General features: G+C 68.0%; 23 protein-coding genes, 1 tRNA gene and 4 pseudogenes. 20 read left to right on the top strand and 8 right to left on the bottom strand.

The window, feature by feature from the left end; all coding sequences use genetic code 11:
• Positions 1 to 27 precede the first annotated feature (27 nt).
• Positions 28 to 1,671, bottom strand: coding sequence for a CocE/NonD family hydrolase (locus tag OH735_RS37760; RefSeq protein WP_406386284.1), 1,644 nt, complete (start codon positions 1,669 to 1,671; stop codon positions 28 to 30).
• Between the two features lie 141 nt (positions 1,672 to 1,812).
• On the opposite strand from OH735_RS37760, the gene OH735_RS37755 reads away from it, so the two are divergent.
• From OH735_RS37755 to OH735_RS37745, 3 genes are all read left to right on the top strand, one after another.
• Positions 1,813 to 2,385: a TetR/AcrR family transcriptional regulator gene (locus OH735_RS37755; protein ID WP_406386283.1), complete on the top strand. Its 573-nt coding sequence runs from the start codon at positions 1,813 to 1,815 to the stop codon at positions 2,383 to 2,385.
• 175 nt (positions 2,386 to 2,560) lie between these two features.
• Complete coding sequence (locus OH735_RS37750; protein WP_406386282.1) at positions 2,561 to 3,208, top strand: transposase; 648 nt, start codon at positions 2,561 to 2,563, stop codon at positions 3,206 to 3,208.
• 24 nt (positions 3,209 to 3,232) lie between these two features.
• The gene (locus OH735_RS37745; RefSeq protein ID WP_406386281.1) at positions 3,233 to 4,276 is read left to right on the top strand and encodes a transposase; all 1,044 of its coding nucleotides are present in this window, start codon (positions 3,233 to 3,235) and stop codon (positions 4,274 to 4,276) included.
• 23 nt (positions 4,277 to 4,299) lie between these two features.
• Here the strand turns inward: OH735_RS37745 and OH735_RS37740 are convergent.
• A pseudogene (locus tag OH735_RS37740) lies at positions 4,300 to 4,974 on the bottom strand (transposase domain-containing protein); the annotation flags it as partial.
• A 267-nt stretch (positions 4,975 to 5,241) separates the two neighbouring features.
• Here OH735_RS37740 and OH735_RS37735 point away from each other — a divergent pair.
• The 6 genes and pseudogenes from OH735_RS37735 (at position 5,242) to OH735_RS37710 (ending at position 12,920) form a co-directional block, all read left to right on the top strand.
• Positions 5,242 to 5,367 carry a hypothetical protein gene (locus OH735_RS37735; RefSeq protein ID WP_406386990.1) on the top strand — a complete coding sequence of 42 codons (126 nt, stop codon included), beginning with the start codon at positions 5,242 to 5,244 and terminating at the stop codon, positions 5,365 to 5,367.
• Between the two features lie 45 nt (positions 5,368 to 5,412).
• Positions 5,413 to 5,904 carry a hypothetical protein gene (locus OH735_RS37730; RefSeq protein WP_406386279.1) on the top strand — a complete coding sequence of 164 codons (492 nt, stop codon included), beginning with the start codon at positions 5,413 to 5,415 and terminating at the stop codon, positions 5,902 to 5,904.
• A gap of 300 nt (positions 5,905 to 6,204) precedes the next feature.
• A pseudogene (locus tag OH735_RS37725) lies at positions 6,205 to 6,513 on the top strand (DDE-type integrase/transposase/recombinase); the annotation flags it as partial.
• 291 nt (positions 6,514 to 6,804) lie between these two features.
• The gene (locus tag OH735_RS37720; protein WP_406386277.1) at positions 6,805 to 7,317 is read left to right on the top strand and encodes a hypothetical protein; all 513 of its coding nucleotides are present in this window, start codon (positions 6,805 to 6,807) and stop codon (positions 7,315 to 7,317) included.
• Between the two features lie 2 nt (positions 7,318 to 7,319).
• Complete coding sequence (locus tag OH735_RS37715) at positions 7,320 to 11,819, top strand: caspase family protein (RefSeq protein ID WP_406386275.1); 4,500 nt, start codon at positions 7,320 to 7,322, stop codon at positions 11,817 to 11,819.
• A gap of 156 nt (positions 11,820 to 11,975) precedes the next feature.
• Entirely contained in the window at positions 11,976 to 12,920 is a 945-nt protein-coding gene (locus tag OH735_RS37710) for an IS1380 family transposase (protein ID WP_406386273.1), read from the top strand.
• On the opposite strand, the gene OH735_RS37705 is transcribed toward OH735_RS37710, so the two are convergent.
• A protein-coding gene (locus tag OH735_RS37705; protein ID WP_406378924.1) for an IS3 family transposase occupies positions 12,869 to 14,079 on the bottom strand; the annotation gives its coding sequence in 2 pieces (ribosomal slippage) (positions 12,869 to 13,782 and positions 13,782 to 14,079; 1,212 coding nt in all). The two genes, OH735_RS37710 and OH735_RS37705, sit on opposite strands and share 52 nt — an antisense overlap.
• A gap of 143 nt (positions 14,080 to 14,222) precedes the next feature.
• Here OH735_RS37705 and OH735_RS37700 point away from each other — a divergent pair.
• From OH735_RS37700 to OH735_RS37685, 4 genes and pseudogenes are all read left to right on the top strand, one after another.
• Positions 14,223 to 14,675, top strand: coding sequence for a transposase (locus OH735_RS37700; protein WP_406386272.1), 453 nt, complete (start codon positions 14,223 to 14,225; stop codon positions 14,673 to 14,675).
• A gap of 277 nt (positions 14,676 to 14,952) precedes the next feature.
• Positions 14,953 to 15,468 (top strand): annotated as a pseudogene (locus OH735_RS37695) (transposase); the annotation flags it as partial.
• Positions 15,469 to 15,686: 218 nt separating this feature from the next.
• Positions 15,687 to 16,511 carry an IS5 family transposase gene (locus tag OH735_RS37690; RefSeq protein WP_406386920.1) on the top strand — a complete coding sequence of 275 codons (825 nt, stop codon included), beginning with the start codon at positions 15,687 to 15,689 and terminating at the stop codon, positions 16,509 to 16,511.
• 62 nt (positions 16,512 to 16,573) lie between these two features.
• Entirely contained in the window at positions 16,574 to 17,083 is a 510-nt protein-coding gene (locus OH735_RS37685) for a hypothetical protein (protein ID WP_406386271.1), read from the top strand.
• A 50-nt stretch (positions 17,084 to 17,133) separates the two neighbouring features.
• Here OH735_RS37685 and OH735_RS37680 read toward each other — a convergent pair whose 3' ends face one another.
• A complete protein-coding gene (locus OH735_RS37680; protein WP_406386918.1) occupies positions 17,134 to 17,877 on the bottom strand; it encodes a transposase in 744 nt (247 codons plus the stop codon).
• Here OH735_RS37680 and OH735_RS37675 point away from each other — a divergent pair.
• Both OH735_RS37675 and OH735_RS37670 read left to right on the top strand, forming a co-directional pair.
• A complete protein-coding gene (locus OH735_RS37675; protein WP_406385022.1) occupies positions 17,869 to 18,480 on the top strand; it encodes a winged helix-turn-helix domain-containing protein in 612 nt (203 codons plus the stop codon). The two genes, OH735_RS37680 and OH735_RS37675, sit on opposite strands and share 9 nt — an antisense overlap.
• Positions 18,404 to 18,946 (top strand): transposase, encoded by a 543-nt coding sequence (locus OH735_RS37670; protein WP_406381518.1) that lies wholly within the window; start codon positions 18,404 to 18,406, stop codon positions 18,944 to 18,946. Before OH735_RS37675 ends, OH735_RS37670 begins: the two co-directional genes overlap by 77 nt.
• Before the next feature lie 14 nt (positions 18,947 to 18,960).
• Here OH735_RS37670 and OH735_RS37665 read toward each other — a convergent pair.
• A pseudogene (locus tag OH735_RS37665) lies at positions 18,961 to 19,896 on the bottom strand (transposase); the annotation flags it as partial.
• Positions 19,897 to 20,105: 209 nt separating this feature from the next.
• On the opposite strand from OH735_RS37665, the gene OH735_RS37660 reads away from it, so the two are divergent.
• Together OH735_RS37660 and OH735_RS37655 are read left to right on the top strand one after the other, a co-directional pair.
• Complete coding sequence (locus OH735_RS37660) at positions 20,106 to 20,960, top strand: IS5 family transposase (protein ID WP_406381513.1); 855 nt, start codon at positions 20,106 to 20,108, stop codon at positions 20,958 to 20,960.
• Positions 20,957 to 21,364, top strand: a complete 408-nt coding sequence (locus OH735_RS37655) for a hypothetical protein (RefSeq protein ID WP_406386269.1) — start codon at positions 20,957 to 20,959, stop codon at positions 21,362 to 21,364. Before OH735_RS37660 ends, OH735_RS37655 begins: the two co-directional genes overlap by 4 nt.
• A 10-nt stretch (positions 21,365 to 21,374) precedes the next feature.
• Here the strand turns inward: OH735_RS37655 and OH735_RS37650 are convergent, their stop codons facing one another.
• On the bottom strand, positions 21,375 to 21,917 hold the full coding sequence (locus OH735_RS37650) for a transposase (protein ID WP_406381518.1): 543 nt from the start codon (positions 21,915 to 21,917) through the stop codon (positions 21,375 to 21,377).
• Positions 21,841 to 22,452 (bottom strand): winged helix-turn-helix domain-containing protein, encoded by a 612-nt coding sequence (locus OH735_RS37645; RefSeq protein WP_406385022.1) that lies wholly within the window; start codon positions 22,450 to 22,452, stop codon positions 21,841 to 21,843. The genes OH735_RS37650 and OH735_RS37645 overlap by 77 nt, the downstream gene beginning before the upstream one ends.
• A gap of 549 nt (positions 22,453 to 23,001) precedes the next feature.
• Here OH735_RS37645 and OH735_RS37640 point away from each other — a divergent pair.
• The 3 genes from OH735_RS37640 to OH735_RS37630 all read left to right on the top strand — a co-directional run bounded on the left by OH735_RS37640 (position 23,002) and on the right by OH735_RS37630 (position 25,331).
• Positions 23,002 to 23,184 carry a hypothetical protein gene (locus OH735_RS37640; protein WP_406386267.1) on the top strand — a complete coding sequence of 61 codons (183 nt, stop codon included), beginning with the start codon at positions 23,002 to 23,004 and terminating at the stop codon, positions 23,182 to 23,184.
• A gap of 478 nt (positions 23,185 to 23,662) precedes the next feature.
• Entirely contained in the window at positions 23,663 to 25,057 is a 1,395-nt protein-coding gene (gene ltrA, locus OH735_RS37635) for a group II intron reverse transcriptase/maturase (protein ID WP_406386266.1), read from the top strand.
• Between the two features lie 200 nt (positions 25,058 to 25,257).
• Positions 25,258 to 25,331: transfer RNA gene (locus OH735_RS37630), tRNA-Ala, on the top strand.
• Between the two features lie 168 nt (positions 25,332 to 25,499).
• Here OH735_RS37630 and OH735_RS37625 read toward each other — a convergent pair.
• Positions 25,500 to 26,201, bottom strand: coding sequence for a transposase (locus tag OH735_RS37625; RefSeq protein WP_406386264.1), 702 nt, complete (start codon positions 26,199 to 26,201; stop codon positions 25,500 to 25,502).
• Between the last annotated feature and the right edge of the window lie 212 nt (positions 26,202 to 26,413).

The following is a 26,413-nucleotide window of genomic DNA, read 5'->3' as shown; positions in this document are numbered from 1 at the left end:
CGGGAAGTTGCTTGGCTGGTCGAGGACTTACACGAGCACGGTGATACTGAGCGAGCCGGTGTGCAGGGTCTGGGTGCTCGGTTTGAGGGCGGGGGCCAGCCAAGGGCTCTCGTCGGTACCGGAGTTGGGGACGTACAGCGGGAAGTCGCTGCTGGCGATCAACAGGGCGAGACGGTGGCCGGGGCGGACGCGGTAGCCGGTGTGGCCGAGGTCGAGGCGCAGTTCGCCGCGGCCGGTGCCCTGCGCGTTGCCGCGCACGATCATGTGGGTGGCGCCGTCGGGGGCGACGTCGAGGAGCTTGGCGAGCACGTCGAAGGTGGGCGCGGTGCTCTCCACGTCCAACTTCAGCTCGACGGGGCCGGCCAGGTCCAGCGGTTCGGCGAGCACGGCGCCGGTGAACAGCAGTACGTCCTCGCGGTCGGCGGTGGCCCGCTCGTCCGGGTGGTAGCGGAGCTGTTCCCAGCTGTTGGGTACGGCGGACGGGATCAGCGCCTCGGGGTCGTACCGCCAGTCGACGCTGGACCCGTCAGGCTGCTCGCTCAGGGTGCCGCCCGGGGCCGCACCGGTCGCGGCCTGGGCGTCGGTCAGGAACAGCGACACGGTCCGCGCGCCCTCCGGCGGCCACACGTCGGAGGTCTGCCAACCGACGTGGCCGAGGTGCCAGCTCACCCTGGGCAGGCTGTCCAGCGGTTTGCTGCCCTTGAGGAAGACGTCGTAGAAGTCGAGGGCGGGACCGGTGTAGTTGTCCAGGAGGTGGTCGACGTCCTCGTCGTTGCGGGCGTGGTCCTCCGCGCCGGCACGGGGCGCGTCCTGAAGGAAGTTGTTCTCGTGGTCGGTGCTGTCCGCCGACAGGTACTGGACGGCGGCCCAACCGGGGTGCTTGGCGAGCTGGGTGTAGTCGTACATCTGGGCGGAGCCGATGTTGTCGAACCAGCCCACGCAGTGGAGTACGGGTACCGGGCGCGCGTCGTAGGGGTGGACGGTGCCGTAGGCGTCGACCGGGACGGGGCGCGGCACGGTCAGGTCGAAGGCGGACGAGCGGGCGCCGATGGCCTCGAAGGCTTGCTCGAAGGCGTCGCGTAGCGGGCGTGCCGAGTAGTCGGGCTGGTAGTCGTAGGTGTCGCGGTCCACCCAGTGCGTGGCCAGGTAGAGGGCGCCCTCCATCCACGGGACGCGCCGGATCGACGGATCGCCGGGGTTCATCACGTGCGGCGCCCAGCCCGTGGAGGTGACCCGGGGGACGATGGCGCGCAGCGCGGGGTGCTGGCCGGCGACCGCCGTCCACTGGGCGAACCCGTAGTAGGAGTCGCCGAACATGCCGACGACACGGTCAGACCACTCCTGGTTGACGATCCACTCGATGGAGTCGTAGCCGTCGTTGACTTCGCCGCTCCACGCCGAAGTCGCGCCCTCTGAACGGAACTTACCCCGGACGTCCTGGACGACGAGCGCGTAGCCGCGAGCCGTGAACCGCTCGGCGGTCTTGCCCATGAAGACGTAGTCGCTGTTCTTGTCGTAGGGCAGGCGCACCAGGACCGCCGGCACCGGCTCGTCGCCCTCGGGGAGATAGACGTCGGTGGCCAGGCGTACGCCGTCGCGCATCCGCACCATGGACTGGCGCGCAGTCGACGGCACCGGCGCGGGGGTGATCCGCGTGAACTCCAAGGACATGACTTCCCCTAGCTGTTGGGCGGTCTGGAACGCAGGCACGCTCGCACCGCCGACCGCAGTGAACGGTGATAAAACACTGTTGTGCAACGAAGTTTTACCTCGGTGTAGGGCTCCGTCAAGACCCTGCGTTAGATTGCTCGAATGCCGATTGACGTCGACGAACCCCAGCGGCTGCGGGAGATCGCAGCCGCCACCGTCCGGGTCGCCCAGGAGAGCGGGCCCCGGTCGGTGACCATCCGTGCGGTCGCCAAGGAGATGGGCGGCAGCACGGCGTTGATCACCAACTACGTGCCGAGCCGCGGCGCTCTCATGATCAACGCCTTCAAGATTCACAACCAGCTGTGGCAGGAGGATCTGGACGAACACATCCGCGGCCTGACCGGGATCCCCCGCCTACGCGCCCTCGTCGAATGGCACTGCACCAGGGACGACACGGACGACGTGCTGCGACGGCTGTGGATCGAGATGCTGGCCGTCATCCAGACGCTGCCCGACGACCTCACCGAGGCTTCGTACAGGCACTCCCGGAATGCCTACGCGACGATCGCCAACGCCATGGTCGACGTCGAGCTCCCAGACCTCGCGGCCGACATGCTCTTCCTGATCATCCGGGGCTACTTCGTCGCAAGCATCGAGGACCCCGCGACATGGCCGCCCGAACGCGCCGCCGTCGCGGCGCTGCGCGCGGTCGACCTGCTGTTGGCCGCGAGGTAGTTCGCGGCCGCACTCACCCTCCTGGCCTGCGGAAAAGCGAACACCTAGCGGCAATACCGGTGACTTTGAGGGTGTCGGCGACTCTGCTGCGCAATTTGGTGCGGGGGTAGGTGCGGGCGCGGGATGATCGTCCGTACGGTCGTTGTCCTGTCATGCGGCCGTGGGGGTGGTGTGGATGTCGACGCGGCCGAAGGGGCTGCCGGAGATCCCGGAGCAGACCGTGGCGGTGGCCAGGGCGGCGTTCCCGCAGGGGAGCCTGGCGATCCGGGTGCGGGACCGCCTCGCGAGGGTCTTCGCGGACGAGTCGTTCGCCGGGGCGTTCGGGGTGCGGGGTGCCCCAGGGCTCTCGCCACGGGCGTTGTGCCTGATCACGGTGTTGCAGTTCGCCGAGAACCTGACCGACCGGCAGGCCGCGGTGATGGCGGTGCGGGCGATTGACTGGAAGTACGCGCTCGGGGCGGAGCTGACGGACACCGGTTTCGACGCCAGCGTGCTGAGCCGCTTCCGCGCCCGGCTGGCCGAACACGGCATGGAGCGGGTGCTCTTCGACCGACTCCTTGAGCACTGCAAGACGGAGGGGCTGGTCGCGGCCGGTGGCAAGCAGCGTACCGATTCCACCCATGTGATCAGCGCGGTCCGGGACTTGAACCGTCTGGAGCTGGCCGGGGAGAGCGTGCGGGCAGCGCTGGAGGCCCTCGCGGTCGCGGCACCGTCCTGGCTGGCCGCACAGGTCGATGTCGCCGAGTTCGCTCACCGGCACGGGCCGCGGGTGGACGGCTGGCGCATGCCGGCCTCGCAGACGAAGCGGGACCGTCTCGCATAGGTCTTCGGCCAGGACGCGTTGGCGTTGTGCCGGGCGGCCTGGGCACCCCAGGCCCCCGCGTGGATCCGTGAGATCGAGACGGTGCGGGCCCTGCGGCAGATCCTCGTGCAGACCTACTACCTGCACACCGACTCCCGGGGACGGGAGGTGATCAGGAAGCGGGCCGCCGACGACGAGGGTGTCCCGCCCGGTCAACTCCGCCTCGCCTCGCCCTACGACACCGACGCGCGCTGGGCGGCCAAGGGCGAGGACCTGTTCTGGATGGGCTACAAGATCCATCTCACCGAAAGCTGCGACACTCCCGCCGAAGCCGAAGCCGAAGCTGAAGCCGGTGTTCGGCCGACGCCGAACCTGATCACGGACGTATTGACCACCGATGCCACCGTGCCCGACGTGAAGGCCACCGCCCCCGTCCAGCAGCACCCGGCCGAGCGCGGGCTGAAGCCCGCCGAGCACTACCTCGACTCCGGCTACCCGTCGGCCGATCTCATCGCCTCCGCGCTGGACAGGGGCATCCGTATGGTCACCCCGGTCCTGCTGGACCACTCGCACCAGGCCAAGGCCGCCACCGGCTTCGACAAGAGCACCTTCACCATCGCCTGGAAAGCCCGCCAGGTCCGCTGCCCCGCCGGCAAGACCAGCGCGCACTGGAACCCGGTCAAACCGCACGGCACGGACGCGATCGTCATCACCTTCGGCGTCCTCACCTGCCGCCCCTGCCCCTTCCGGGAACAGTGCACCAGCTCCGCGAAGGGCCGCCGCATGCTCACCCTGCGCCCCCGGGAACCAGAGGAGGCCCTCGCCCGAGCTCGCGCCGAGCAGAAGACAGAGACCTTCAAGAACAAGTACGCCCTGCGCGCGGGCGTCGAGGGCACCATCAACCAGGCCCTCGACATCACCGGCATCCGCCGGGCCCGCTACCGCGGGCTGCCGAAAGTCCGCCTCCAGCACGCCTTCTCCGCCACCGCACTCAACGTGATCAGACTCGATGCGTACTGGACCGGCCACGACCAGCACCACACCCGCAGCAGCCGCCTCGACCGCCTCGCCTACCGGCTCACGGCCTGACCCACGAATTGCGCAGCAGAGTCGTCATCGGAGTCAAAGCCTCGGTCGTTGAGTAGCAGCATGGTGTCGTCCAGCAACGGCAGCAGTTGCTCGGCGTAGACGGACTCCGCAGGCGCCACGGGACCGAAGGCGGCGCCGAGCAGAGCGCGGGTGCCGGTCTCGCAAAGGGCCACGAGTTTCAGCATGGGGTAGCCCTCCTGACCGTAACAATGCTTGATCTTGCCGAGCCAGCCGCAGACGCGGGGCCGGTCGGGGGCCTTGGCGGAACTGCAGCCGTCGAAGGCGACCGTCCGCCAGCGTCGGTAACGCACTCCGGGAGTCTCTGGCCGGGCCACCGGGCCGGCCAGAATGGTGAAGAGCAGCTCTAGCGGGGCCGGCCCCAGTCGGCGGCGCATGTCCCGCAGAGCCTTCTCCGACGGTCGGCATGGGCATACCTGCTGCAGTCCGGCCGTGAGTTTGTCCCATACCCGCATGTACCCAAGGCGCGGGAACAGAGCCATAGCCAGCACGAAGTAGATGCCGACCCGTGAGGGCAGCATCCGCAGCCTCGCCTGCGTGGTCCCGGTCCGCTCCAGGACGTCGCCGACAAGCTCGAAGGGGACCTGCTGGGTCAACTCCCCGAGGTGTCCGGGGGCATAGAGACCGTCGGCAACGATGACCGTGCGGATGAGCTGAGTGATGGCAGACTGGTCGGACAACGGGACCCCTTCGAGCAGGAAGACCTTGGTCGGCTTCCTCGCTCTACCAGGGGTCCCGTCCTCGTGATCAACACTTGCCCGAATCCCACAGATCCGCTTGACAGACCCGTCATCAGACTAACTACGCGGCATTGGGGTACTTCCTCGGCGCAGGCATCGTCTGGGCTCCTCTCATGAGACCCATCTGACCTTCTGTCACCCATCCCCGCATCTAGGGGGAACCTCAGTCCGGTGCGGGAGCGGGCCGGGGTTGGGGTCGTCGTGGTCGTGGCCGTAGACGCAGCCGTTCAGCAGCTGCTCATCGCCGTTCATCCGATCAGCTTTCCAGCCGCCGCCGACAACGAGGGCGTGGAGACGGCGGCGGGCCCGGCCTGGTGTGACTGGGCGCGATAGCTGTCATCTAGGCACGACATCTTTCACCAGCCCTACACTCCGGCCATGCCGATTCAGCCCCGGTCCGCAGACTCCGCCGAGGAGCAGCTGTCGATCATCGATACCTTGATTGCCCTGCCGTTCCCCGAACAGGAAGGCCAGTCGAAGACGCAACACGGATGGGGCGGGCCCGGGTATCACATCGCTGTTCTCCGGGAGAGCCGGGACTTCTGGGACGCTCCTGATCCGGGGACGGTCACGGCGGCCGAGGAGGAGTTGGAGGCAGACCTCACCGCACTGGGCACGGTGCTGGCTAGGCGTTGGGGTAGTCCGACCGTGGTCGATCTGTGGCCCTATCTCGAGCTCGACAACCCGGACAATCCAGACATCGAGGCACCCGAGCCCCTGGGCTCCCTTTGCATGCTTGCTGTGAGCATGCAAATGTGGCAGGTGCCGTCTACTGGTCGCTGGCTCGGGCTCGCCATCGGCCAAGTCGACCGAGAGCTCCCCTTCGAACTGCTCGCCGCCGTCGGCGAGGCCTCCACGCTTCCGAAGTAAGCCGCGGGACTGCCTGCCCCACCTTGTCCGCGTCATCGCTTGTGACGGACAGGACGCAAACCCGCGGCAGGTGACAACTTCAGTGCCCAGACTGTGACAGCTGTCGCGCTAAGCCTGAGAACGGACCCCAGGTCACCCGCCTGTGTCGGTGACAAATGTCGCGCTCGGTCACACCTGGGTGGAGGCCGGGCCCGCTGTGCTCACCGCGGCTTGGGCAGCGCGGCCAGCGACCGTCGGTCTTCACCGTGGCCGACGACCCGCCACACCGGCCGGTCGGCCCCCTGTCGGGCCAGCAGGGGCAACAAGCTCCGCTCCTACGGCGCCGCCCACCGCGAGGTCATGCCCTTCGTGGAGCACCGCTCCCACAAGGGCCTGAACAACCGGGCCGAGAACAGCCACCAGCCGACGAGGCAACGTGAACGGGCCATGAAGGGCTTCCGCAGCGTGGGCGGGGCCCAAAGGTTCCTGTCCGCGTTCAGCGGCATCTCGCCTCACTTCCGGCCTCACCGCCACCTGATGACCGCACATCACTACCGAGCCGAGATGACCGTCCGCTTCACCATCTGGGACCAGGTCACCGGCGCTGCCAGCCGACCCACCACGGCCTGACCACAGGCCCGGAACCCGGCACCACCACACCCCGACAAGCCGTCAGACACCCAAACACCCAACAACGTGACAGTGCCATGCGGAGGGTTATGGGGAGATACGAGCGGCTGCATGATCGATGACGGCAGGGACCGCATCCTCCAAACGACACCCGTCACGGGGGCGTGCGAGCAGGCCACCGCAGGGTGTCGCGATCACGACGTCGAACGGCCGGGAAACACCTGGTGGGCCTCGCCGGGTGTCGCTAATCTTGCCGAATCTGCATGCAACACCCCCCACCGCGGAGGGGATTTGAGAATCACCTTGGAGGCCGGTGGGCCCGCCGAGACAGAGGATCTGCGCCAGTGGCTGAGGCGCGACCCAGCGCTTCGCAGCGCTGTCGGCCAGGCACCGCCCGGGGCGCCCGCCCCCGACAGCATGAGCGGAGGTGCGGCCGAGCTCGTCCCCGTTCTGCTGGCGCCCGGCGGGCTCACCGCAGCCGTGGCTGCGGCCGTCGTCGCCTGGCTGCAGAGCAGACGCGGGAGCCAGACCGTCACGATTACCCGGCCGGATGGGACACAAGTCACGGTCACGTCCGAGGGGGTGGCGGGGCTGACGCCTCAGGGGACCGCCGATGTGGCGCAGCGGGTGGCCGAGATGCTCCAGCAGCCGCACCCGGCCACGGCTGACGGGCCTGAGGGCCGCCAGCCGGGCCCTGTCTCGCAGGCGCACGAAGCGGACGGGCGTGAGGGGCGGCAGCCGCCATCCGCCCCGCGGACGGATGGCCCTGACGACCAGCAGCCGCCTGCGGCGAATCGCACCTAGGCATGGCCGTCGGACGGGGGGACCTGAGCGGCGTCAACTGCCACGCGATCGTGGTCGGTACAGGGTGTTACGGCGGTAGTGGCCAAGGAGCGCTGTCGGACCTGCCGAGCGCAGCGCGCTCGGCGCGGGCGGTCGCCGCAGCACTGGAAGAGAAGTGCGGTCTCAACGGTCGGGTCACCGCGATCATAGACCCGCGGGGGCCGACCGAGGTGCTCGCGGCCGTCCAGGCCGCCATCGACGCCTCGGAGGGCGGCGTCGTCCTCTTCTGCTTCGTAGGCCACGGTCTGGTCGGACCTGGACAGCAGTTGTACCTTGCCACGTCGGATACCTCCTCGGCCGTCGACACTGTGCACGCCGTCCCCTTCGACCAGGTGAGCAAGCGACTCGCCGACGCCGCGGCGAGTACCGTCGTCGTCCTCGACTGCTGCTTCTCCGGTCTCGCACAGGTCGCGCCGCGGGAGTCGTATCGCGAGGTCTTGGCCTCAGCCCGTCCGGAGGGCAGCTTTCTGCTGGCCTCGGCCACGCACTACGCCGCTTCGTTTGCGCCACCGAATGCGGAACACACGCTCTTCAGTGGGGAGTTGCTCCGACTGCTGACGGAGGGCGATCCGGGCGGTCCAAACTGGTTCACCCTCCTCGATGTCTACCGCATCCTCGACCACCGCTTCCAGGGCAGCGCCGCACGCCCGCACTCCGACGGTGTCGGACGGGCCTCCGATCTCGTCCTCGCCCGCAATCCCGGCAGGCGCGTCCACGACGCCACCGCTGCGCCGGAGACAGAGCAGGGCGGCGGCCCGTGCCCTTACCCAGGAATGCGCCCATTCCTGCCGGAGCAGCACCATCTCTTCTTCGGACGGGAGGAGCTGACGCGCAGCCTGGTACGCAGGGTGACCGCCAGCCCCCACCCGAGCCCGGTCGTCCTGGTGGGTGCGTCGGGAGCCGGAAAGTCCTCTCTGCTCCGAGCCGGACTCATAGCCGGTCTGGAGACCCAGCGGGTCCTCCTGCTGCTGGGACCCGGCGCGCGGCCGTTCCGTTCGCTCGTGGAAAGCTGGGCGACGGCAATCGGGCGGCCGTTTGCCGAGGTGGAGAAGGACCTGGCCACCGGACGGTTCAGCCCCCTCGGGCCGGACGTCCTGGTGATCGACCAGCTTGAAGAGATCTTCACCGAGTGCCAGGACCCGGAGGAGCGGGAGCTCTTCGTCCGCGCACTCGCCGCAGCGGGAACCGACGGTCCCCGCATCGTGCTCGGCCTTCGCGCCGACTTCTACGACCAGGTCCTAAACGACACACGGCTCGACGCGATCGTCAGGTCCGGACAGTTCACCGTCTCCGCCATGTCCGACACTGAACTGCGAGCGGCCATCGAACGCCCCGCAGAACAAGCCGGGCTGCGTCTGGAGGACGGCCTGTCGGACCACATCCTGCGCGAACTGCGGCAGGAGCGCGCCGTTGAATGGGACGCCGTCCCGCTGCCGTTCCTCGCCCACGCCCTGCGCCAGACCTGGGCCGGGCGCCGCGGCACCACGCTGACCTTCACCGCCTTTCAGACCGCCGGCGGGATCCGCACAGCCGTGGGCCGGACAGCCGACGAGGTCCATGATGGGCTCGGCGCCGACGACCGGAGCCGACTGCGGGAACTACTGCTGCGCATGATTTTGGTGGTCGACGACAGAGGCCGTGCCGTGCGCCGCCGCGTCCCCGTGGCCGAGCTCGACCAGGACGCCGATCTGCTCGGACTGCTGACCGCGGCACGGCTCGTCGTCGTGGACCAGGACGAAGCGCAACTCTGCCACGACTCCCTGCTCCATGCCTGGCCACGGCTTCAGGACTGGATCGTTGAGAACCGGGCCGGACTACTCGTCCGCCGGAGACTCGGTGACGCCGCCGACGGCTGGCACGAGGCGGGACGCCCGGAGAGCGGCCTGTACGGGGGCGACCAATTGGCGTCCGTGCGCGCGCAACTCGCCGGTAACGTCGGTGCGCTCCACATGCGACGCGTCGAGCACGACTTCCTCGACGCGAGCCACCGCGCCGAACACCGCAGGACGAAGCTGCGCCGGATCGTCGTCTCCGTCGTCACCGTACTGGCCCTGCTCGCGACCACCCTCGCCGTACTGGCCCGCGGCGCTCAGCAGGATGCAGAGGGCCGCGAGACAATCCTGATCGCCAACGAGATCGCGGCCCAGGCGGACGCCATGCGCGCACGCGATCCGCAGACCGCGCTACGGCTCAGCCTCGCGGCGTACCGCACAGCAGATACTCCCGACACCCGGTCGAGCCTCTACGCCGCCTATCTGACAGAAGCACCGGTCGATGTCCCCGGCGGACATCGCGCGGCAGTGCTCAACCTCGCGTTCAGCCAGGACGGGGATGTGCTGGCAACCAGCCAGGCCGGCGGGCAGATACAGCTCTGGGACCTTTCCCACCGGAACATACCGGTCAAGGCGGGGGCCCTGAAGCTACATGGCAGCGCCGCCATCGCCTTCCACCCGCGCTCCCGTCTGCTGGCGGCACAGACGGCCACGGACCTAACCCTCTGGGACGTAAGCGAACCAGAGCGGCCCGAGCGGCTGTCCGAACGGGAGATCCCGAAAGGCATGACGTACGCCCTCGGGTTCGCGCCGGACGGCCGCACGCTGGCGGCGGGGGGTGACCAGGGGCGGCTTCGATTGTGGGATGTGTCGAATCCGACGGCTCCTGCACTCAGGACGGACCGGTCGGTAGCTGCCGAAGCACTGATGTCACTGGCGTTCCGCCGCGACGGCCTGATGGTCACGGGCAACGGCATCAGCGGGACGGGCAAGGCCGAGCGGCCCGCGGAGGTGAGATTGTGGGACGTACGGGATCCTGCGGATGCCCGGCTGCTGGACACCGCCGAGGCCCCCTCCGTGATGGCGGTGGCCGCTCACCCGACGCGGAATCTGCTGGTCGCGACCGGCGCGAAGGGTGTGATGGCCTGGTGGAGGGTGGAGAGTGGCCATCGGCTCGTACGCGCCGAGTACGAGGACGCACGGGACAACATCTGGGGTTACTCTTCCGACCTGCCTTCGCTGAGCTTCCGTCCCGACGGGGAGCGCCTGGCCGCCGCGAGCAATTCGGCCCAGCAAGGCGCCTTGGTCCGTGCGACGGTCGCGACCGATTTCGAGCTTTTCAGCAGCTACGCCGAACGGGGGACGGCCCCCTCGGGCGAGCCGGCCCAGTCGGTGGCCTACAGCCCCGACGGAGACCAGCTCGCGGTGGGTGACATGGCGGGCAACGTACGCGTCTGGCCGCAGCGCACCCCCGCGCCCCGGATCCGCGGGACCATAACCACACCAGACCCAGGCGCCAGCCCAATCAACGGCGACGGAACACTCATGGTGGTCGCCACGCCGGCAAAGACCTTCCAGGTCTGGGACCTCCGCCCCGCGAACACGGCCAAGGGAAGGGATCCGCGCGTGCGATTCACCCTGCCCAAGGGGTGGGAGGCCCGGTATTTCCTCCCAGGGGCCGAACGCTCCGTGCTACTGGCCCACCGCTGGACAGAAGGCACGAACGACCACACGTTCCGATTGTGGGACTTCACCGGCGACGAGAATAAGCCTCCGGTGCCGGGTGAGGAATTCCATCTCGAGGCGGAGGACGTACGGACGGCAGTCTCCGCGGACGGTGGCCTCTTGGTCCTCGGGGACCTGTTCACTGCAACGGTGCGTGTGTGGGACATACGGGATCCCCTCCGACCGGTGCGCGGCGGAACGATAACCGCCGCGCAGACCCCGGAACGGCAGAGCATGTTCTTCATGGGCAACCGGGGATTCGCCATCGTCGACCGGGGCAAGCCGGGGCACGACAAACCGACTGATCTGCGCATCTGGGACCTCACCGACCCCGCCCGACCGTTCAAGATCCGTCTCCTCCCGGACGCTGCCACAGGACAAGCGGTCTACGTACCCTCGTCGCGTCTGCTGATGCACGACGTGCTTGCCGAGCGGACCCAACTATGGGACATGCGCGACATCCGCAAGCCCCGGAAAGCCGACCTGCTGCCCGCCGCATCCGGCGGCTACCTACCGGTCGGAAAAGACGTCCTGGCGACCATCCTCACCGACGGAACCGTGCAGTTCTGGGACGTGAGAAACCCCTACCAGGCCCGTAAGACCGGGGTGATGCGCTTCGACACCCGCCTTGAGGACATCACAATGTCGCCCGACAGGAAGCGGGTCCTCACCAGTTCCCCCTACCGCGTCTGGGATTCCCGGGCAGGCGGCCCTTGGCACACCCCCGCCATCGCCACCCTGGCAGACATGCAGGACGTGAGGCTGCTGCCTGGGAACAACCCGTTCGCAGCCGTGGTCCCGGACAATTCTCGGGAAGGACGAGTCGCGTCGGGACTCACCTATCTGATCGACCTCGACACCGACCGGATCTACGAGCGGCTGTGCACCACCCACCCTCTCAACGTCGGCAAGGACCTGTGGAAAGCCCTGATCCCGCACCTGGACCACCGGCGGTCCTGCGATTGACGGATGATTGTGGAACGTTGGCCCGATTACTCAGCCCGGATCCACCGGCTTGACGCCTGTGGATCGTGCTTCCGGAAATGAAGAAGTGCCTTGTGACCTGCGATGATGGGGTTTCTCTAGGACCACATCAGGCACGATCGGCAAGGCACTTCCGAGATGCAATCTTCCCATACCGCGACGGCTGTCTCATCCGCGTTCGATGACCCGAACCTGATCGCGTACGGCGGGCTGGAGCCGGTGGTGCGGCTGGCCGAGCGGTGCGGTCTGCCAGCTCTGGCCGACGAGCTCATCAGGCTGCCCGCATCGAAGGACGGCACCGGAGCCTTCCCAGCGGCGAAACTGATGTCGCTGGTGGGTGGCATGGCCGCGGGCGCCGACAGCATCGATGACATGGACCGCCTGCGGCATGGGGCGATGGGCCGCCTGTTTGCCGGGGTCCGGGCCCCGTCCACGCTGGGGTCGTTCCTACGCTCCTTCACGCACGGGCATGTGAAGCAACTCCACGCCGTGGCCCGCCGGTTCCTGCCCGCACTGGCCCGTCATACCCCACTACTGCCCGGCGCGGACCAGGTCGCCTACGTGGACATCGACGACACCATCCGCCGCACCTACGGCTACGCCAAGCAGGGCGCCGGTTACGGATACAGCAAGGTCAAGGGCCTGAACGCACTGCTCGGCATCGTCTCCACACCCCTGTCCGCCCCGGTGATCGCCGCCACCAGGCTGCGCAAAGGACCGTCGAACTCCGCACGCGGCGCGGCAGCGTTCGTCGCCGAGACCATCCGCACCGCCCGTGCCTGCGGCGCCAGTGGCCTGCTGGTGATGCGGGCGGACTCCGCGTTCTACGGCGCCGACGTCGTCAACTCCTGCCGGGCGCTGGGCGCGTGGTTCTCCATCACCGTGCGGATGAACGCCTCCGTCAAGGCCGCGATCGCCCGCATCGACGAGGGCGCCTGGACGCCGATCAAGTACCCCAAGGCGGTCTGGGACGAGGAGGGCCAGTGCTGGATCTCGGACGCCTGGGCCTTGACCCCGGATCTTGAACACGTCTATGCGGCTCGGGTCAGGGTAGTTGATGTTGAGTGGAAGGTGTTCTCGTAAGCGATCGGTGATCGCTGGCCGAGCCGGGAATGCCGGCGTCGGGTGTTGTAGCGGGACAGCCAGCGGAAGGCGTCGAGTCGGGCCTCACGCTCGTTCGACCAGCCTTTCCGGCCCCTCAGTGTCTCCCTTTTGAAGGACGCGTTGAAGCTCTCCGCGGCGGCGTTGTCCGCACTGGACCCGACCGCGCTCATACTCTGCCGTACCCCTGCTGACCTGCAGGCCTCTGCGAATATCCGACTCGTATATTGCGATCCATGATCGGTGTGCATCACCGCTCCGGCCAGGCTTCCGCGGGTCCGGATCGCGGCGGCGAGGGCGTCGGTGACGAGTTCGGTGCGCATGTGATCGGCGATCGCCCACCCGGCCAAACGCCGTGAACAGAGATCGATGACGGTCGCGAGGTAGCAGAACTTCCCGCCTCCGACGCTCAGATAGGTGATATCGCCGACGTACTTCGTGTTCACCTCGGTCGCGGTGAAGTCGCGACCGATCAGGTCCGGGGCCTTCGCCGCGGCCGGGTCCGCAATGGTGGTGCGGTGCCGGCGCCGCAGACGTACTCCTTCGATCCCGATGGTCCGCATGATCCTGGCGACGCGCTTGTGGTTGACTGCCTGGCCGCCGTCGTCGCGGAGCTCGGCGGTGACCCTCGGGGCGCCGTAGGTGCCGTCGGAGTCCTTGTGGACCCTGCGTATCCGGGCCGCGAGCCGCTCATCGGCGGCCTTGCGGGCGGCGCGGGCCGGTGCGGTGCGGCGCCAGTAGTAGAAGCTCGAGCGGGCGATGCCCAGGATGTCGCAGAGCCGCTTGACGCCGAACCGGCGCTGGTGGTCCTCAACGAACTGGCAGCGGTTCACCAGCGCGTCTCCCCTGCGAAATACCGGGCTGCCTTGCGGAGGATGTCGCGTTCCTCCTCCAGCTCGCGGATCCTCTTCCTCGCGGCAGCGAGCTCCGCCTGAACCGCGTCATCACCAGGCCGCGGCGCCACCGCAGGTGTGGAGTGAGCGCCGGACCTGCGTCCGTCGGCGGCCCGGATCCAGTTCCGCAGCGTCTCGGTATTCACTCCGAGGTCGATGGCGACCGACTTGATCGTCGCTCCCGGACGCGACCGGTACAACGCGACCGCATCCGCCTTGAACTCGGCGGGGTAGTGCTTCATCCCCACAGGGACTCCGTTCTCCTGGACCATCACGATCCAAGTCTCTCCGGTGTCCAAAACCCGGGGTCAGGGCCCCCGAGATAGCCGAGGTCCCCTACACCGCGTTCACTTCCAAGCCGAAGAAGCAGCAGGTCACCGCCCGTCTGATCGTGCGCCGCGTCAAACGCCTGGGCACTGGCACCGTTCCCGCCGGACAGGGCACGCTGTTTGACACCTGGCGCTACCACGCCGCGTTCACCGACTCCCCGCTCTCCTTGAAGGACGCCGAGCGTGATCATCGACGGCACGCTGTCGTCGAGCAGGTGATCGCGGATGTCAAGAACAGTGCCTTCGCTCACGCGCCGTCCGGGCATTTCCAGGCCAATGCCGCGTGGCTCGCCCTGGCAGCCGTGGTGCACAACCTAACCCGCGCCGCCGGTGCCCTGGCCGGAACGTTCCATGCCAGAGCGACCACCGCCACCATCCGTGATCACCTGATCAACGTGCCTGCCCGCCTGGCCCGCTCGGCCCGCCGCCTCACCCTGCACCTGCCCGAACGCTGGCCCTGGAGCATGGACTTCACCCAGCTCTTCAGCACGGTGCATGCGCCACCAGCCTCCTGACGCTCCCCGACCGACCTGCCCGAAAGGGCCCGACACCTGTGGCCAAGTGGAAAGGCTGGGCAGACCAGCGGCCACCCCATGCCCGAATCCGCGACTCAACCCCGACACGGCCCGCACAACCCCGAAACACCCACCCCAAGATCAGCCGGTGGATCCGGGCTCAGTGCGTTGTGGCAAAGAGAGTCCCTGTTCGATGAGCAGGGGCTTCTTCGTGTGCGGGGCACGATCGTGGAGGGGTAGGGGCGGGACTGTAAAACGTTCGGTGTAACTCCCGATCATGGAAGATGCATCGATGACGAGTAATAACGTGACCGAGGCCGAACCCGTCGAGCCGTCTGAGGCGGGGCCGGCGAAGTCTGTGGACGACCGGCTGATTGACGAGTTGGTGGGCCGGGCTCAGGCCGAGGGCCTTCAGCTGACCGGCGAGGGCGGGCTGCTCCAGCAGCTGACCAAGCGGCTTCTGGAGTCGGCCCTCGAGGGCGAGATCACCGACCACCTCGGCTATGACAAGCACGATCCCGCCGGGAAGAACGGCGGCAACTCACGCAACGGCACTTGCGCCAAGACCGTGCTGACCGACGTCGGCCCGGTGGAGATAATCGTGCCCCGAGACCGCGAGGGGTCCTTCGAGCCGAGGATCGTCAAGAAGCGGCAGAAGCGCCTGTCCGGCGTGGACGAGATGGTCATCTCGCTCGCGGCCAAGGGCCTGACAACCGGTGAGGTCCAGGCCCACCTGGCCGAGGTCTATGGTGCCGACGTATCGCGCCAGACGATCTCCACGATCACCCTACGAAATGCGACGTCGGGCCGCCCGAGAACCCGAGAAGCAACCCGTGACAGACGATCACCTGCTAAGGATCACGCCGGAGACCAGCGCGAGCACCCCACCCGCTCCTCACGCCAACATCCTGACCTGCTACTTCAGGATGGAAAATGATCAATGAGGTTTCTGGGGCTCGGGAATGACGGTATGTCAGTTCGCGTTGATGCGGCCCGGAGGGGGTGGTTGCGATCGAGACTCGTGGTGGGCGCAAGCCGTGGGCGGTTGACGATGGGCCGTGGGAGCATATCGAGCCGCTGTTGCCGGTGATTGAGCGGCGCTTCCGGTACCCGGGGCGTCGTCGGCTCGATGACCGGCGGGTTCTGTGCGGCATCCTGTTCGTGCTCTACACCGGCATCCCCTGCCGCTACCTCCCGCAGGAACTCGGCTTCGGCTCCGGGATGACCTGCTGGAGGCGACTGCGGGAGTGGAACGAGGCCGGGGTCTGGCAGCGCCTGCACGAGATGCTGCTGGCCGAACTGCGGGCGGCCGACATACTGGATCTGTCCCGGGCGTCGGTCGACTCGAGCCATCTGCGGACGATGAAAGGTGGTGCGCCCACCGGCCCGTCCCCGGTGGACCGGGGCAAGACCGGCAGCAAGCACCACGTGATCGTCGAGGCCCACGGCATCCCGCTGGCCGCCACGCTGACCGGCGGCAACCGCAACGACGTGACCCAGTTGATCCCACTGATCCGAGCGGTCCCGCCGATCCGAGGCAAACGCGGCCAACCGCTGCGCCGCCCGAAGCACCTCTACGCCGACCGCGGCTACGACCACGAGAGCTACCGAGACCAGGTCCGACGGTTCGAAATCACCCCGCACATCGCCCGACGCGGCACCGAACACGGCTCCGGACTCGGCGTACACCGCTGGGTCGTGGAAGGCGCCATCGCACTACTGCACTGGTTCCGCCGCCTACGCATCCGCTGGGAGATCCGCGACGACATCCACCAGGCCTTCATCACGCTCGGTTGTGCCGTCATCTGCTGGCGACGACTGAGGACCCCGCTCTGATTCCAGTCCAAAGTAAGGTGGAATCCCATGTCGCGAACTCGCGCCAAGCACAAGGAGGCGGAATGCTCGCTGACCCGTCGGCGCTGGCGGCCGGAAGGCGTCATTCGGTCGGACGGCGCTGGGATGGAACCGTTCTTGCCGTGGGCTATACCGCAGCCGCTGAATGTCGTGTCGAGCGATGGGAAGACGTCGTCGCGGTGGCAGCTGGCAACGTCCATACCGCGACGAACACGGGCAGGTCTCATACGGTGGGACTCCGGTCGGACGGCACGGTGCTGGCAACGGGGTGGAATGGCGATGGGCAATGTGATGTCGCCGGATGGCGAGGCGTCACGGCCGTGGCCGCAGGCTGGCGCCGCACGCTCGGGCTACTCGCGAATGGCCGCGTGCTAGCAGTTGGCCGGAGTTCAGAAGGACAGTGCGACGTGCAGTCCTGGCGCGAGATGGTCGTCCTCTCGTGTGGTGACTGGCACTCGGTCGGCGTCCGGTCGGACGGTTCTGCACTGGCCGCGGGGAACAACCGACGACGGCAGTGTGCCGTTGAAGGGTGGCGTCACCTAGAAGACTGCTGAAAATCTTGTTGAGGGGCTGATTGGCCGTAGGCCGGGCGGCCCCTTCTTCGTCATGGGGTGGCCGGGGCGAGGTGCCAGGTGGTGTTGGTGCGGGTGAGTCCGAGGTTGATCAGTCGGCGGAGGTTGAGGGCGGCGGCGCGGTGGTGGAGTGCGATGTTGTTGGCGATGACGCCTCGGTAGCGGACTCTGCGGTTGCCGTGGGCGACGAGCCAGGCGATGGCGCGTTCGACCGGGGGCCGCCATCGGCGGTATTCGTCCTGCCAGGCGGTGTCGGTGGCGGCCTGGACGCGGGCTGCGGTCAGCAGTTCGTGCTGAGGGTGGACGTTGATAACCCGTCCGGTCTTGGAGGTTGTGCAGCGTTCCCGCAGCGGGCAGCCGGTGCACAGCCGTTTGAACTGGGCGGTGCGGCCCCCGTCGGCCTTGGTGCGGCCCAGGTTCGCGGTCTGTCCGGCCGGGCAGGTCACGGTGGCGGCGTCGGTGTCGACGTGGAAGTCGTCGATGGTGAAGCCTCCGGGGACGGCCTGCCGCAACGGCGGCGGCTTGACCACCAGGACGTGGCCCTGGGCGGTCAGTTGTTCACGCAGGTCGCCGGTGCCGTAGGCGGAATCGCCGAGCACGGTCAGCGTCTCGCCCTCGCTGTGGTCTTCGTCGGCCAGCAGGTCCAGCGCGACGGCGGCCTCGTGGTTGTCCGGCCCGTAGCCGCTGGTTACTGATTTCGGCGTTTCGGGGTCTGGATTTGTGTCGGGAGGGGTGACGGGGTCCGTCCGGGCTGGTACGCCGGAGGTATGCGGTATCCGGACGGGGGCGGGCTGACCGCCGAGCAGCGCAGGCGCCGGGAAGAGGTACGGATGCGGGCCGTTGACCTCTTCGATGAGGGCGTGGAAGTCCCGTGCATCGCCCGGGAGTTACGGGTGAGTGAGAAGTCGGTCTACCAGTGGCGCCGCACCTGGAGGACGGGCGGACGCGAGGCGCTGCGTTCCAGAGGCCCCTGCGGCTACGACTGTCGGCTCGGCCCACACCTGCAGACCAAGCTCGCGATGTGGCTTGATGAGGGGCCGGCCGCGCACGGCTGGGCGGACGACCAGGTGTGGACCGCCGCGCGGGTACGCACGCTGATCGGGCGGAAGTTCCACCTCTCCTACAGCGTCTCCGGGGTCACTCGGCTGCTGCACCGCATGGGCTACAGCGTGCAGATGCCCGCCCGGCCCGCCGCCGAACGCGACGAGGACGCGATCACCGCATGGCGGGAGGCGACCTGGCAGGAGGTAAACCCTCCGGGCGGCGACCGGCGCGTTCATCTGCTTCGAGGACGAAGCGGGCGTGACCGGTCGGCCGCCCAAGGGCCGCACCTGGGGCCGGCGCGGCATCACCCCGAGGGTCAAGGTGCCCGGCCGTAGCCGGGGACGTCTCTCGGTGGCCGGTCTGCTGTGCTACCGGCCGGGCCTGCCCGCCCGTCTGTGCTACCGGCTGCGTCGGCATACCGGCCGCAAGGGCGAGCGTCGCTCGCTGGGCGAGGCGGACTACATACGCCTGTTGGATGGCGCCCACCAACTGCTCAAGGCCCCGCTGATCGTGGTGTGGGACCGGCTGAACACCCACATCTCCAAGACGATGAAGGCACTCGTTGCCGAGCGGGACTGGCTGACGGTGGTCCTGCTGCCCGGGTATGCGCCCGACCTCAACCCGGTCGAGGGCCTGTGGGCGCACATCAAGCGGAGCCTGGCCAACCTGGCCGCCCGCACCCTCAGCGAGCTGGAGACTCTGCTCCGCAGGCGGCTCAAAGCGCTGCAGTACCGGCACGGCATCCTCGGCGGATTCCTCGCCGGGACGGGCCTCGCTCTCGACAGACCGGACAGACCCTAATACGCCGAAGTCAGTAACGCGACGGCAGTGAACAGTCCGGCCTCTGGCTCGAAGGACACGTGCCCTTTGAAGCCCTCCTGGTGGCGGGTTCGGTTCTTGTGGATGTGCCGGGCATCGGGGTCGACGGTGGACACCGTCCGGTCGGGCACGGTGCGCATGGCGATGCGCCAGCGTCCGTCGCGGCCGTCGGAGTCCTCGGCCGGCTCCACGTCCTGGCCTGCGACGAGGGCGAGAAGGCCCACCGCGTTCGCGGCCCGCTCGCCCAGCTCACGCTCGGGAAGACGGCCGAGCATGTTGAGCGCGTCGGTCACCAGGGCGTCGACCAGCGCCTCGCGGGCGGCTTCGTCATTCCAGGCGATCCTGGGTTTGCCGGGGTCGGTGTAGTCGTGAGCAGTACACCACCGGCCGGCGACCTCGCCGGCGCCGGGGACCTCACGGATCACCCGGCGGATCGCGGCCACGATCTGGGTGACGGTGTCCTGAGTGGCCACCGCATCGTCCAGGACGGTGGAGTCCAGCGCCCGGCGCTGCTTTCCTCTGAGGACACCGGTGGCAGTCACCACCTCTTTGACCTTGGTGAAAATCCGCGTCGGGTCGGCCGAGCGGGCGAGCCGGCGCCGGAAATAGGTCAGCAGCGAGGGATCGAAGGCGGTGTCGTACAGGCCCAGCCCGCAGGCGGCCTTCCAGCGCAGGTCACACCGCAGTTCCTGGACTGTCTCGAAGTCCGACAGCCCCTGCAGGCTCTGCAGTACCACCGTCGCGGCCAGCACCTGCGGCGGCAACGACGGCCGTCCGTTGGCCGACGGATACATGTCCGCGAAGAACTCTGGCGGGAACAGCACCTCACGATGCTCGGCCAGGAAAGCGAACACACTCCCTGCCGGGATCAACTCCCGGCAGGTCTCCCACACATCCGGCCCGACCATCTCCCCGGCCCATTCCCCCTGCATGCTCACAAGACTGGCCCCGGACTGCCGGTCCGGGGCCAGAACGCAAAAGATTTTCAGCAGTCTTCTACCGCCATTTCAGCCGGGTATCTCCATACCGTCGGCCTCAGAGGGTGTTAAGTCCCGTTCCTGATGATGTGGTGTCGCTCTTTCGTGGGTGATGGGTCGGTTCCGCCCTCGCTTCATGTCGTGTGCATGATGGGGTCGCGGGCATGGAACGGATGCCGTACGCAACCGACTTGTCCGACGAGCAGTGGGCGTTGATCGAGCCGCTGGTCACCGCGTGGAAGCAGGATCGGGTGTCGCGGTCGGCGACCGGGGACCCGGGCTCCTGCGACCTGCGCGAGGTCGTGAACGCGCTGCTCTACCAGAACCGGACGGGCTGTCAGTGGCGTCTCCTGCCGCACGACCTCCCGGCCTGGTCGGCGGTGTTCTACTACTTCAGCCTGTGGCGCGAGGACGGCCTTGACCAGCGGATCCAGGAGATCCTGCGCTGCCAGGTGCGGGAGCGGTCCAGGCGATTAGAGGACCCGTCCCTGGTGATCATCGACACCCAGTCCGTCCGCGTGGCGGCCGGAGTGCCGAAGAAGACGACGGGACTGGACGCGAACAAGAAGACGCCCGGCAGGAAGCGGGGACTCGCCGTCGATGTACTGGGCCTGATCATCGGTGTGGTGATCCTCGCCGCGAGCGCGCACGACAACGAGGCCGGCATCGCCCTGCTGGACCAGGCGGCCGAACGATGCGGGATGCGCCTGGAAAAAGTCCTCGTCGACCAGGGCTTCAAAGACGCCGTGATCATCCACGGGGCGGTGAAGGACATCACCGTCGAGGTGGTCCGCCGCAACCCCGACGACAAGGGCAAAGGCTTCGTCCCGCAACCGAAACGATGGGTGGTCGAGCAGGTCAACGGCACCCTCATGCTGCACCGGCGCCTCGCCCGCGACTACGACCACCGGCCCGACAACGCGGCCTCCCGCGTCTACTGGGCCTCCACCGCCGGCATGCTCCGCCGCCTCACCACCCCTACCCCCACATGGCGTGACAACGTGGAGCTGGCCGCGTGAACGTCTGCGAACTCCTGCGGCTGCTGCAGACCGAACACGATGAGACCGCCGCACGAGCCGACAACCTGCGCGAGCAGATCGAGCGGCTCACCACCGCCCTCGCCGAGACCGAAGCCCGCCTGGCCGAGCTCACCGCCACCCGCAAGGTCATCGACGGCCTCACCCCACCCGACCACGAACCGGCCCCCGCGCAGACCACCACCGCCACCGTCTACCAGCGCATCGTGACCGCGTTCAACGAGCACCCCGGCAAGGTGTTCCGCGTCCACGATCTGCACGAGCACCTCGGCCTGCCCACCGACGAGCCCTCGATCAACGTCACCCGCTCCCGCCTGGGACGACTCGCCCGTCAGGGATTCCTCGAGCAACCCGGACGCGGCCGCTACCAGAAACGGACTTACTGACTTCGGCGTATTAGGGTCTGTCCGGTCTGTCGAGCGCGAGGCCCGTCCCGGCGAGGAATCCGCCGAGGATGCCGTGCCGGTACTGCAGCGCTTTGAGCCGCCTGCGGAGCAGAGTCTCCAGCTCGCTGAGGGTGCGGGCGGCCAGGTTGGCCAGGCTCCGCTTGATGTGCGCCCACAGGCCCTCGACCGGGTTGAGGTCGGGCGCATACCCGGGCAGCAGGACCACCGTCAGCCAGTCCCGCTCGGCAACGAGTGCCTTCATCGTCTTGGAGATGTGGGTGTTCAGCCGGTCCCACACCACGATCAGCGGGGCCTTGAGCAGTTGGTGGGCGCCATCCAACAGGCGTATGTAGTCCGCCTCGCCCAGCGAGCGACGCTCGCCCTTGCGGCCGGTATGCCGACGCAGCCGGTAGCACAGACGGGCGGGCAGGCCCGGCCGGTAGCACAGCAGACCGGCCACCGAGAGACGTCCCCGGCTACGGCCGGGCACCTTGACCCTCGGGGTGATGCCGCGCCGGCCCCAGGTGCGGCCCTTGGGCGGCCGACCGGTCACGCCCGCTTCGTCCTCGAAGCAGATGAACGCGCCGGTCGCCGCCCGGAGGGTTTACCTCCTGCCAGGTCGCCTCCCGCCATGCGGTGATCGCGTCCTCGTCGCGTTCGGCGGCGGGCCGGGCGGGCATCTGCACGCTGTAGCCCATGCGGTGCAGCAGCCGAGTGACCCCGGAGACGCTGTAGGAGAGGTGGAACTTCCGCCCGATCAGCGTGCGTACCCGCGCGGCGGTCCACACCTGGTCGTCCGCCCAGCCGTGCGCGGCCGGCCCCTCATCAAGCCACATCGCGAGCTTGGTCTGCAGGTGTGGGCCGAGCCGACAGTCGTAGCCGCAGGGGCCTCTGGAACGCAGCGCCTCGCGTCCGCCCGTCCTCCAGGTGCGGCGCCACTGGTAGACCGACTTCTCACTCACCCGTAACTCCCGGGCGATGCACGGGACTTCCACGCCCTCATCGAAGAGGTCAACGGCCCGCATCCGTACCTCTTCCCGGCGCCTGCGCTGCTCGGCGGTCAGCCCGCCCCCGTCCGGATACCGCATACCTCCGGCGTACCAGCCCGGACGGACCCCGTCACCCCTCCCGACACAAATCCAGACCCCGAAACGCCGAAATCAGTAACTCGGCGTATGTCGGGCGGTATTGTGCTCATGCCGAAGGACCCTACCCGCAGGTGTAGACCTATCCGCCGGTATGCGTGTCCCCCGACACGCGGCCGGCGCGGGTGTCGCGGGGCACAGGCCGCGCGGCGCTGAACGGCAGGGGGTCCGAGGAGTATCCGAGCACGGATCACCGCTACGGCGTTCAGTTTCCTGAACGCTTCGGGCGCCCTGGTCAGTGACGGCCTTGGCCGAACGGGTTGTACGCCTCGAAGGGGTCCTCGTCGGTTTCCCCACGCCGTCGGCGCTCGGCCTGTACGAAGTCCACGCGAGTTCCCCCTGCTGCGTGTAGCGCCAGGGCGTTCCGGTGCGGTCGCAGTACTCGGCGTCCGCCAGGTCACGCCGTGCTTGCGTTCCAGCTCCCGCATCGACATGCCGCCACGATGGTCACGCCGAATCGCCGCGTACAGCCCGACCTTCGACATCTGCGGCATGACCAGCACCTTTCACCAAGACCATCTCGATGCCGCCCTGGCAAGAACCTCGGTGCCTCCCAAACTCGGGTTCTGGCACAACTTCTGTTTGCGCCGTGAGGCGCTGTTGGTTCGAGTGGAGGTGGAAGACCTGCACCAACCCGTTGTCGCAGCAGTCGGGTTGAAGCTGAGGGCAGCCTGATCCGGGTGATGCCGGGGAGGGTGAGAGCGGCCCTGACAACGCCGGGACGTGTCCAGTACTGCCAGATGGGGGCGGGTCCGGCAAGCGTGATGTACTCGGGTCATCCTTTCGGGTGGTCTGGCAACTCCTGGGTCGGTCTACGAAAGCTGGCCGGGAGGCCACGAGGAAAGCCTGCGGCGTACTCGTGGTGATGCCGCAGGGACACAGTCGGGCTCCTCCTTCATCGAGCGAACCACAGTGAACACGGGAACCGTCCCGAACCTCGCCCCGCCACCTGTCTCCAACAGGCTGCCGGGGCTGGGCGCATCGACCGTCGCTCGGTCCGGGACGGGGCGGAGCCGCCGTAGTACTCCGAGGCCGGGAGAGCCGGCCACATGGGGAAGGGCGGCAGCGGTATCGAGAAGGGAAGGATGTTGCAATGCCGGAAGACGCCTCGCCGAATGGCGGAGCTCCGGGTCCTCGGGCTCGGGTACTGGAGATGCAGACCAAGCTTCACCGTTGGACGGTGGCCGATCCCGGCCGCCGGTTCGATGACCTGTTCAACTTCGTGCACGACCCGGCGACGCTGTTGGTGGCGTTCGACCGGGTCGCGGGCAACCGGGGAGCCCGGACTCCGGGCATCGATGGCCTGACAGCCACCGATGTCGAGGAATCCATCGGGGTTCCCGGGTTCCTGAACGACCTGCGGGCCGCTCTCAAGGATGGGTCGTTCCGTCCTTTGCCGGTGCGGGAACGCAGTATTCCCAAGCTGGGAGGCTCGGGGAAGGTCCGCAAGCTCGGGATTCCGACGATCGCGGACCGGGTCGTTCAGGCGGCGCTGAAGCTGGTGCTGGAACCGATCTTCGAGGCCGACTTCAAGCCGGTCTCCTACGGGTTCCGGCCCCGACGGCGGGCCCAGGACGCGATCGCCGAGATCCACTATTTCGGCACCCGGGGATACCGGTGGGTGCTGGATGCGGACATCGAGGCGTGCTTCGACACGATCGACCACACGGCCCTGATGGACCGAGTACGTCACCGGGTGAAGGACAAACGCGTCCCGGCACTGGTCAAAGCCTTCCTCAAGGCCGGAATCCTCACGGAACTCGGCGAGAACAAGGAGACACTGACCGGCACCCCGCAAGGCGGCATCCTGTCCCCGCTACTGGCGAACATCGCCCTGTCGGCGCTCGACGAGCACCTGCACAGGCCGTGGGAACCAGGTGGGGCGATGGCCACCGAAGGCAAACGCGCCTACCGGCGCCGCAAAGGTCGACCGACGTGGCGGGTCGTCCGCTACGCGGACGACTTCGTCGTCCTGGTGCATGGCACCGAGGCTGACACTGCGGCACTGCGCGAGGAAGTCGCGGATGTGCTCGAACCTCTCGGTCTGCGTCTGTCGCAGACCAAGACCCAGATCGTGCACATGAGCGACGGGTTCGACTTCCTGGGCTTCCGCATCCAGTGGAAACGCAAGGGAGGCACGAACAAGTGGCACGTCTACACCTTCATCGCCGACCGGCCCATCCGGTCGCTGAAGGCGAAGATTCGTGCTCTGACGGGCAGGACATCGCAGCAGGATGTTGCCGCCGTGCTGATCAGACTCACCCAGATCATGCGCGGTTGGGCCAACTACTTCAAGCACGCAGTCGCCAAGCATGTCTTCGACAGGCTCGACGCCTTCGTGTGGTGGCGTTTGATCCGCATGCTGCGGGAACGTCACCGATGGAGTTGGGGCGACGTCCGCCGCCGGTTCACCACCCCCACCGGGCGGTGGCGACCGATCGCGGCGGACGGGATCGAGCTGTTCCGGATCTCCTCGGTCACGGTCAGCCGCTACCGATACCGGGCCAGCACGATCCCCAACCCATGGCAGCCTGCGAACCCCGTCTGACGGCAGAAACCGTGGAGAGCCCGTTGCGTTGAGAGACGCACGGCGGGTTCGGCGAGAGGTCCGGAGAAACGGACCGGGAGCAATCCCGGCACCGCGCTCCGGGCCTACTCAGCGACGCGGCCACGCTGAGTGATCCGTCGTCGCCTTCGAATATTCGAGAGCGGCAGGGTGCAGGTGGCTTGTATGATTGCGAGCGGGATGGGGCTCGTAGCGCAGTGGTTGTCGCGCCTTCACCGCATGTGGGAGGACGCCGGTTCGAATCCGGTCGGCCCCATCCCGCCTCTTGCCTGGCAGCAGCCGGTTGCTTCCGAATGCCACACCGGGGGCCAAGCTGCGCCCTTGAATGGCCAATCAGCACCTGCCGCATCGCACTGCTCGCTGTGCCCGGTTATGTCCACGAGAACGCGTTCCTGCCGGACGTTTGCGACGCGGCCGTCTTCGGTCACGCCAACAGAACCCGTTTATGTAGGAGTTGGTAGCCAGCCCGGCCAAACATCTGTCGTTTGAGCATCTTGATCCGGTTGACGTGTCCTTCGACGACGCCGGAGCTCCAGGGCAGGGTGAGGCCGGCGATGACGGCGTCACGGTCGCGGTCAATGCCCGCTGCGAGAGTGTGGAGGCCGGGCAGATCGTCGTTACGGACGGCATCGAGCCACTCGGGCAGCCACTGGCCTTGGCGCTCGGTGAGGATCTGAGCGAACGAGCGGACGTGTCCGGTGAGAGCTTCCAGTTCGGGACAGTGGACCAGGACGGCCTTGATCCGGAGCTGTTCGACCTCGGTGAGGGAATCGCGATGGCGGAGTATCCAGCCGGCGACGGTGCGGGGTGAGGGCGGGGGCGCGGTGACCGGTTCGGTCGAGAGGCGCTTGGTGCGGAAGTAGGCGCGAACTCGCTGATAGCTGCCGGTGTAGCCGAGCGGCACGATCTCCTCCCACGCCTTCCAGGCGTTGGTGCAGCCCTGGTTCCAGCGGTCGTCCAGGTAGGGCTTGAACTCATCGAGTACGGAGGGGCGGCCCTGCCACTGGCCGTGAAAGAGGTCCTCCGGGGTGGCGGCGTCGGCCAGGAGCTTGACGGTGCGGTAGGTCATACCGAGTTGCCGTTGGATCGCGCGGCGACTGTGGCCGGTGGCCAGCAGTGCGTGCACTGAGGCGTGGTTGGCCCGGGTCCGGTCGGCGAACCGGTGGCCGGTCGGCCACGGCGAGCCAGTAGCGTCCGCGGGTTCTTCGGGCTCCTGGGCCTGCCGGGGCGGCTCGGGCGGCGTACCCCGCAGACAGCCACGGTGATCGGCAACACATCGCTCGGCAGCCTCGGTTGGGTCGGACCGGGGCGCCCTGCCGGGATCGCTCCCGGTGGGTT

The organism is Streptomyces sp. NBC_01618, from assembly GCF_045209435.1.
GTDB lineage: Bacteria > Actinomycetota > Actinomycetes > Streptomycetales > Streptomycetaceae > Streptomyces.
Note: the sequence above shows the minus strand (reverse complement) of the source record. Positions and strands in the feature narration are given on the sequence as shown.

Excerpts from the sequence above, each read along its gene's own strand:
- OH735_RS37660 (WP_406381513.1), top strand. The coding sequence starts at position 20,106 with ATGGAACGGATGCCGTACGCAACCGACTTGTCCGACGAGCAGTGGGCG.
- OH735_RS37760 (WP_406386284.1), bottom strand. The coding sequence starts at position 1,671 with ATGTCCTTGGAGTTCACGCGGATCACCCCCGCGCCGGTGCCGTCGACT.
- ltrA (WP_406386266.1), top strand. The coding sequence starts at position 23,663 with ATGCAGACCAAGCTTCACCGTTGGACGGTGGCCGATCCCGGCCGCCGG.
- OH735_RS37715 (WP_406386275.1), top strand. The coding sequence starts at position 7,320 with ATGGCCGTCGGACGGGGGGACCTGAGCGGCGTCAACTGCCACGCGATC.
- OH735_RS37710 (WP_406386273.1), top strand. The coding sequence starts at position 11,976 with ATGCAATCTTCCCATACCGCGACGGCTGTCTCATCCGCGTTCGATGAC.
- OH735_RS37675 (WP_406385022.1), top strand. The coding sequence starts at position 17,869 with ATGCGGTATCCGGACGGGGGCGGGCTGACCGCCGAGCAGCGCAGGCGC.
- OH735_RS37640 (WP_406386267.1), top strand. The coding sequence starts at position 23,002 with ATGACCAGCACCTTTCACCAAGACCATCTCGATGCCGCCCTGGCAAGA.
- OH735_RS37755 (WP_406386283.1), top strand. The coding sequence starts at position 1,813 with ATGCCGATTGACGTCGACGAACCCCAGCGGCTGCGGGAGATCGCAGCC.
- OH735_RS37685 (WP_406386271.1), top strand. The coding sequence starts at position 16,574 with ATGCTCGCTGACCCGTCGGCGCTGGCGGCCGGAAGGCGTCATTCGGTC.
- OH735_RS37645 (WP_406385022.1), bottom strand. The coding sequence starts at position 22,452 with ATGCGGTATCCGGACGGGGGCGGGCTGACCGCCGAGCAGCGCAGGCGC.
- OH735_RS37730 (WP_406386279.1), top strand. The coding sequence starts at position 5,413 with ATGCCGATTCAGCCCCGGTCCGCAGACTCCGCCGAGGAGCAGCTGTCG.
- OH735_RS37750 (WP_406386282.1), top strand. The coding sequence starts at position 2,561 with ATGTCGACGCGGCCGAAGGGGCTGCCGGAGATCCCGGAGCAGACCGTG.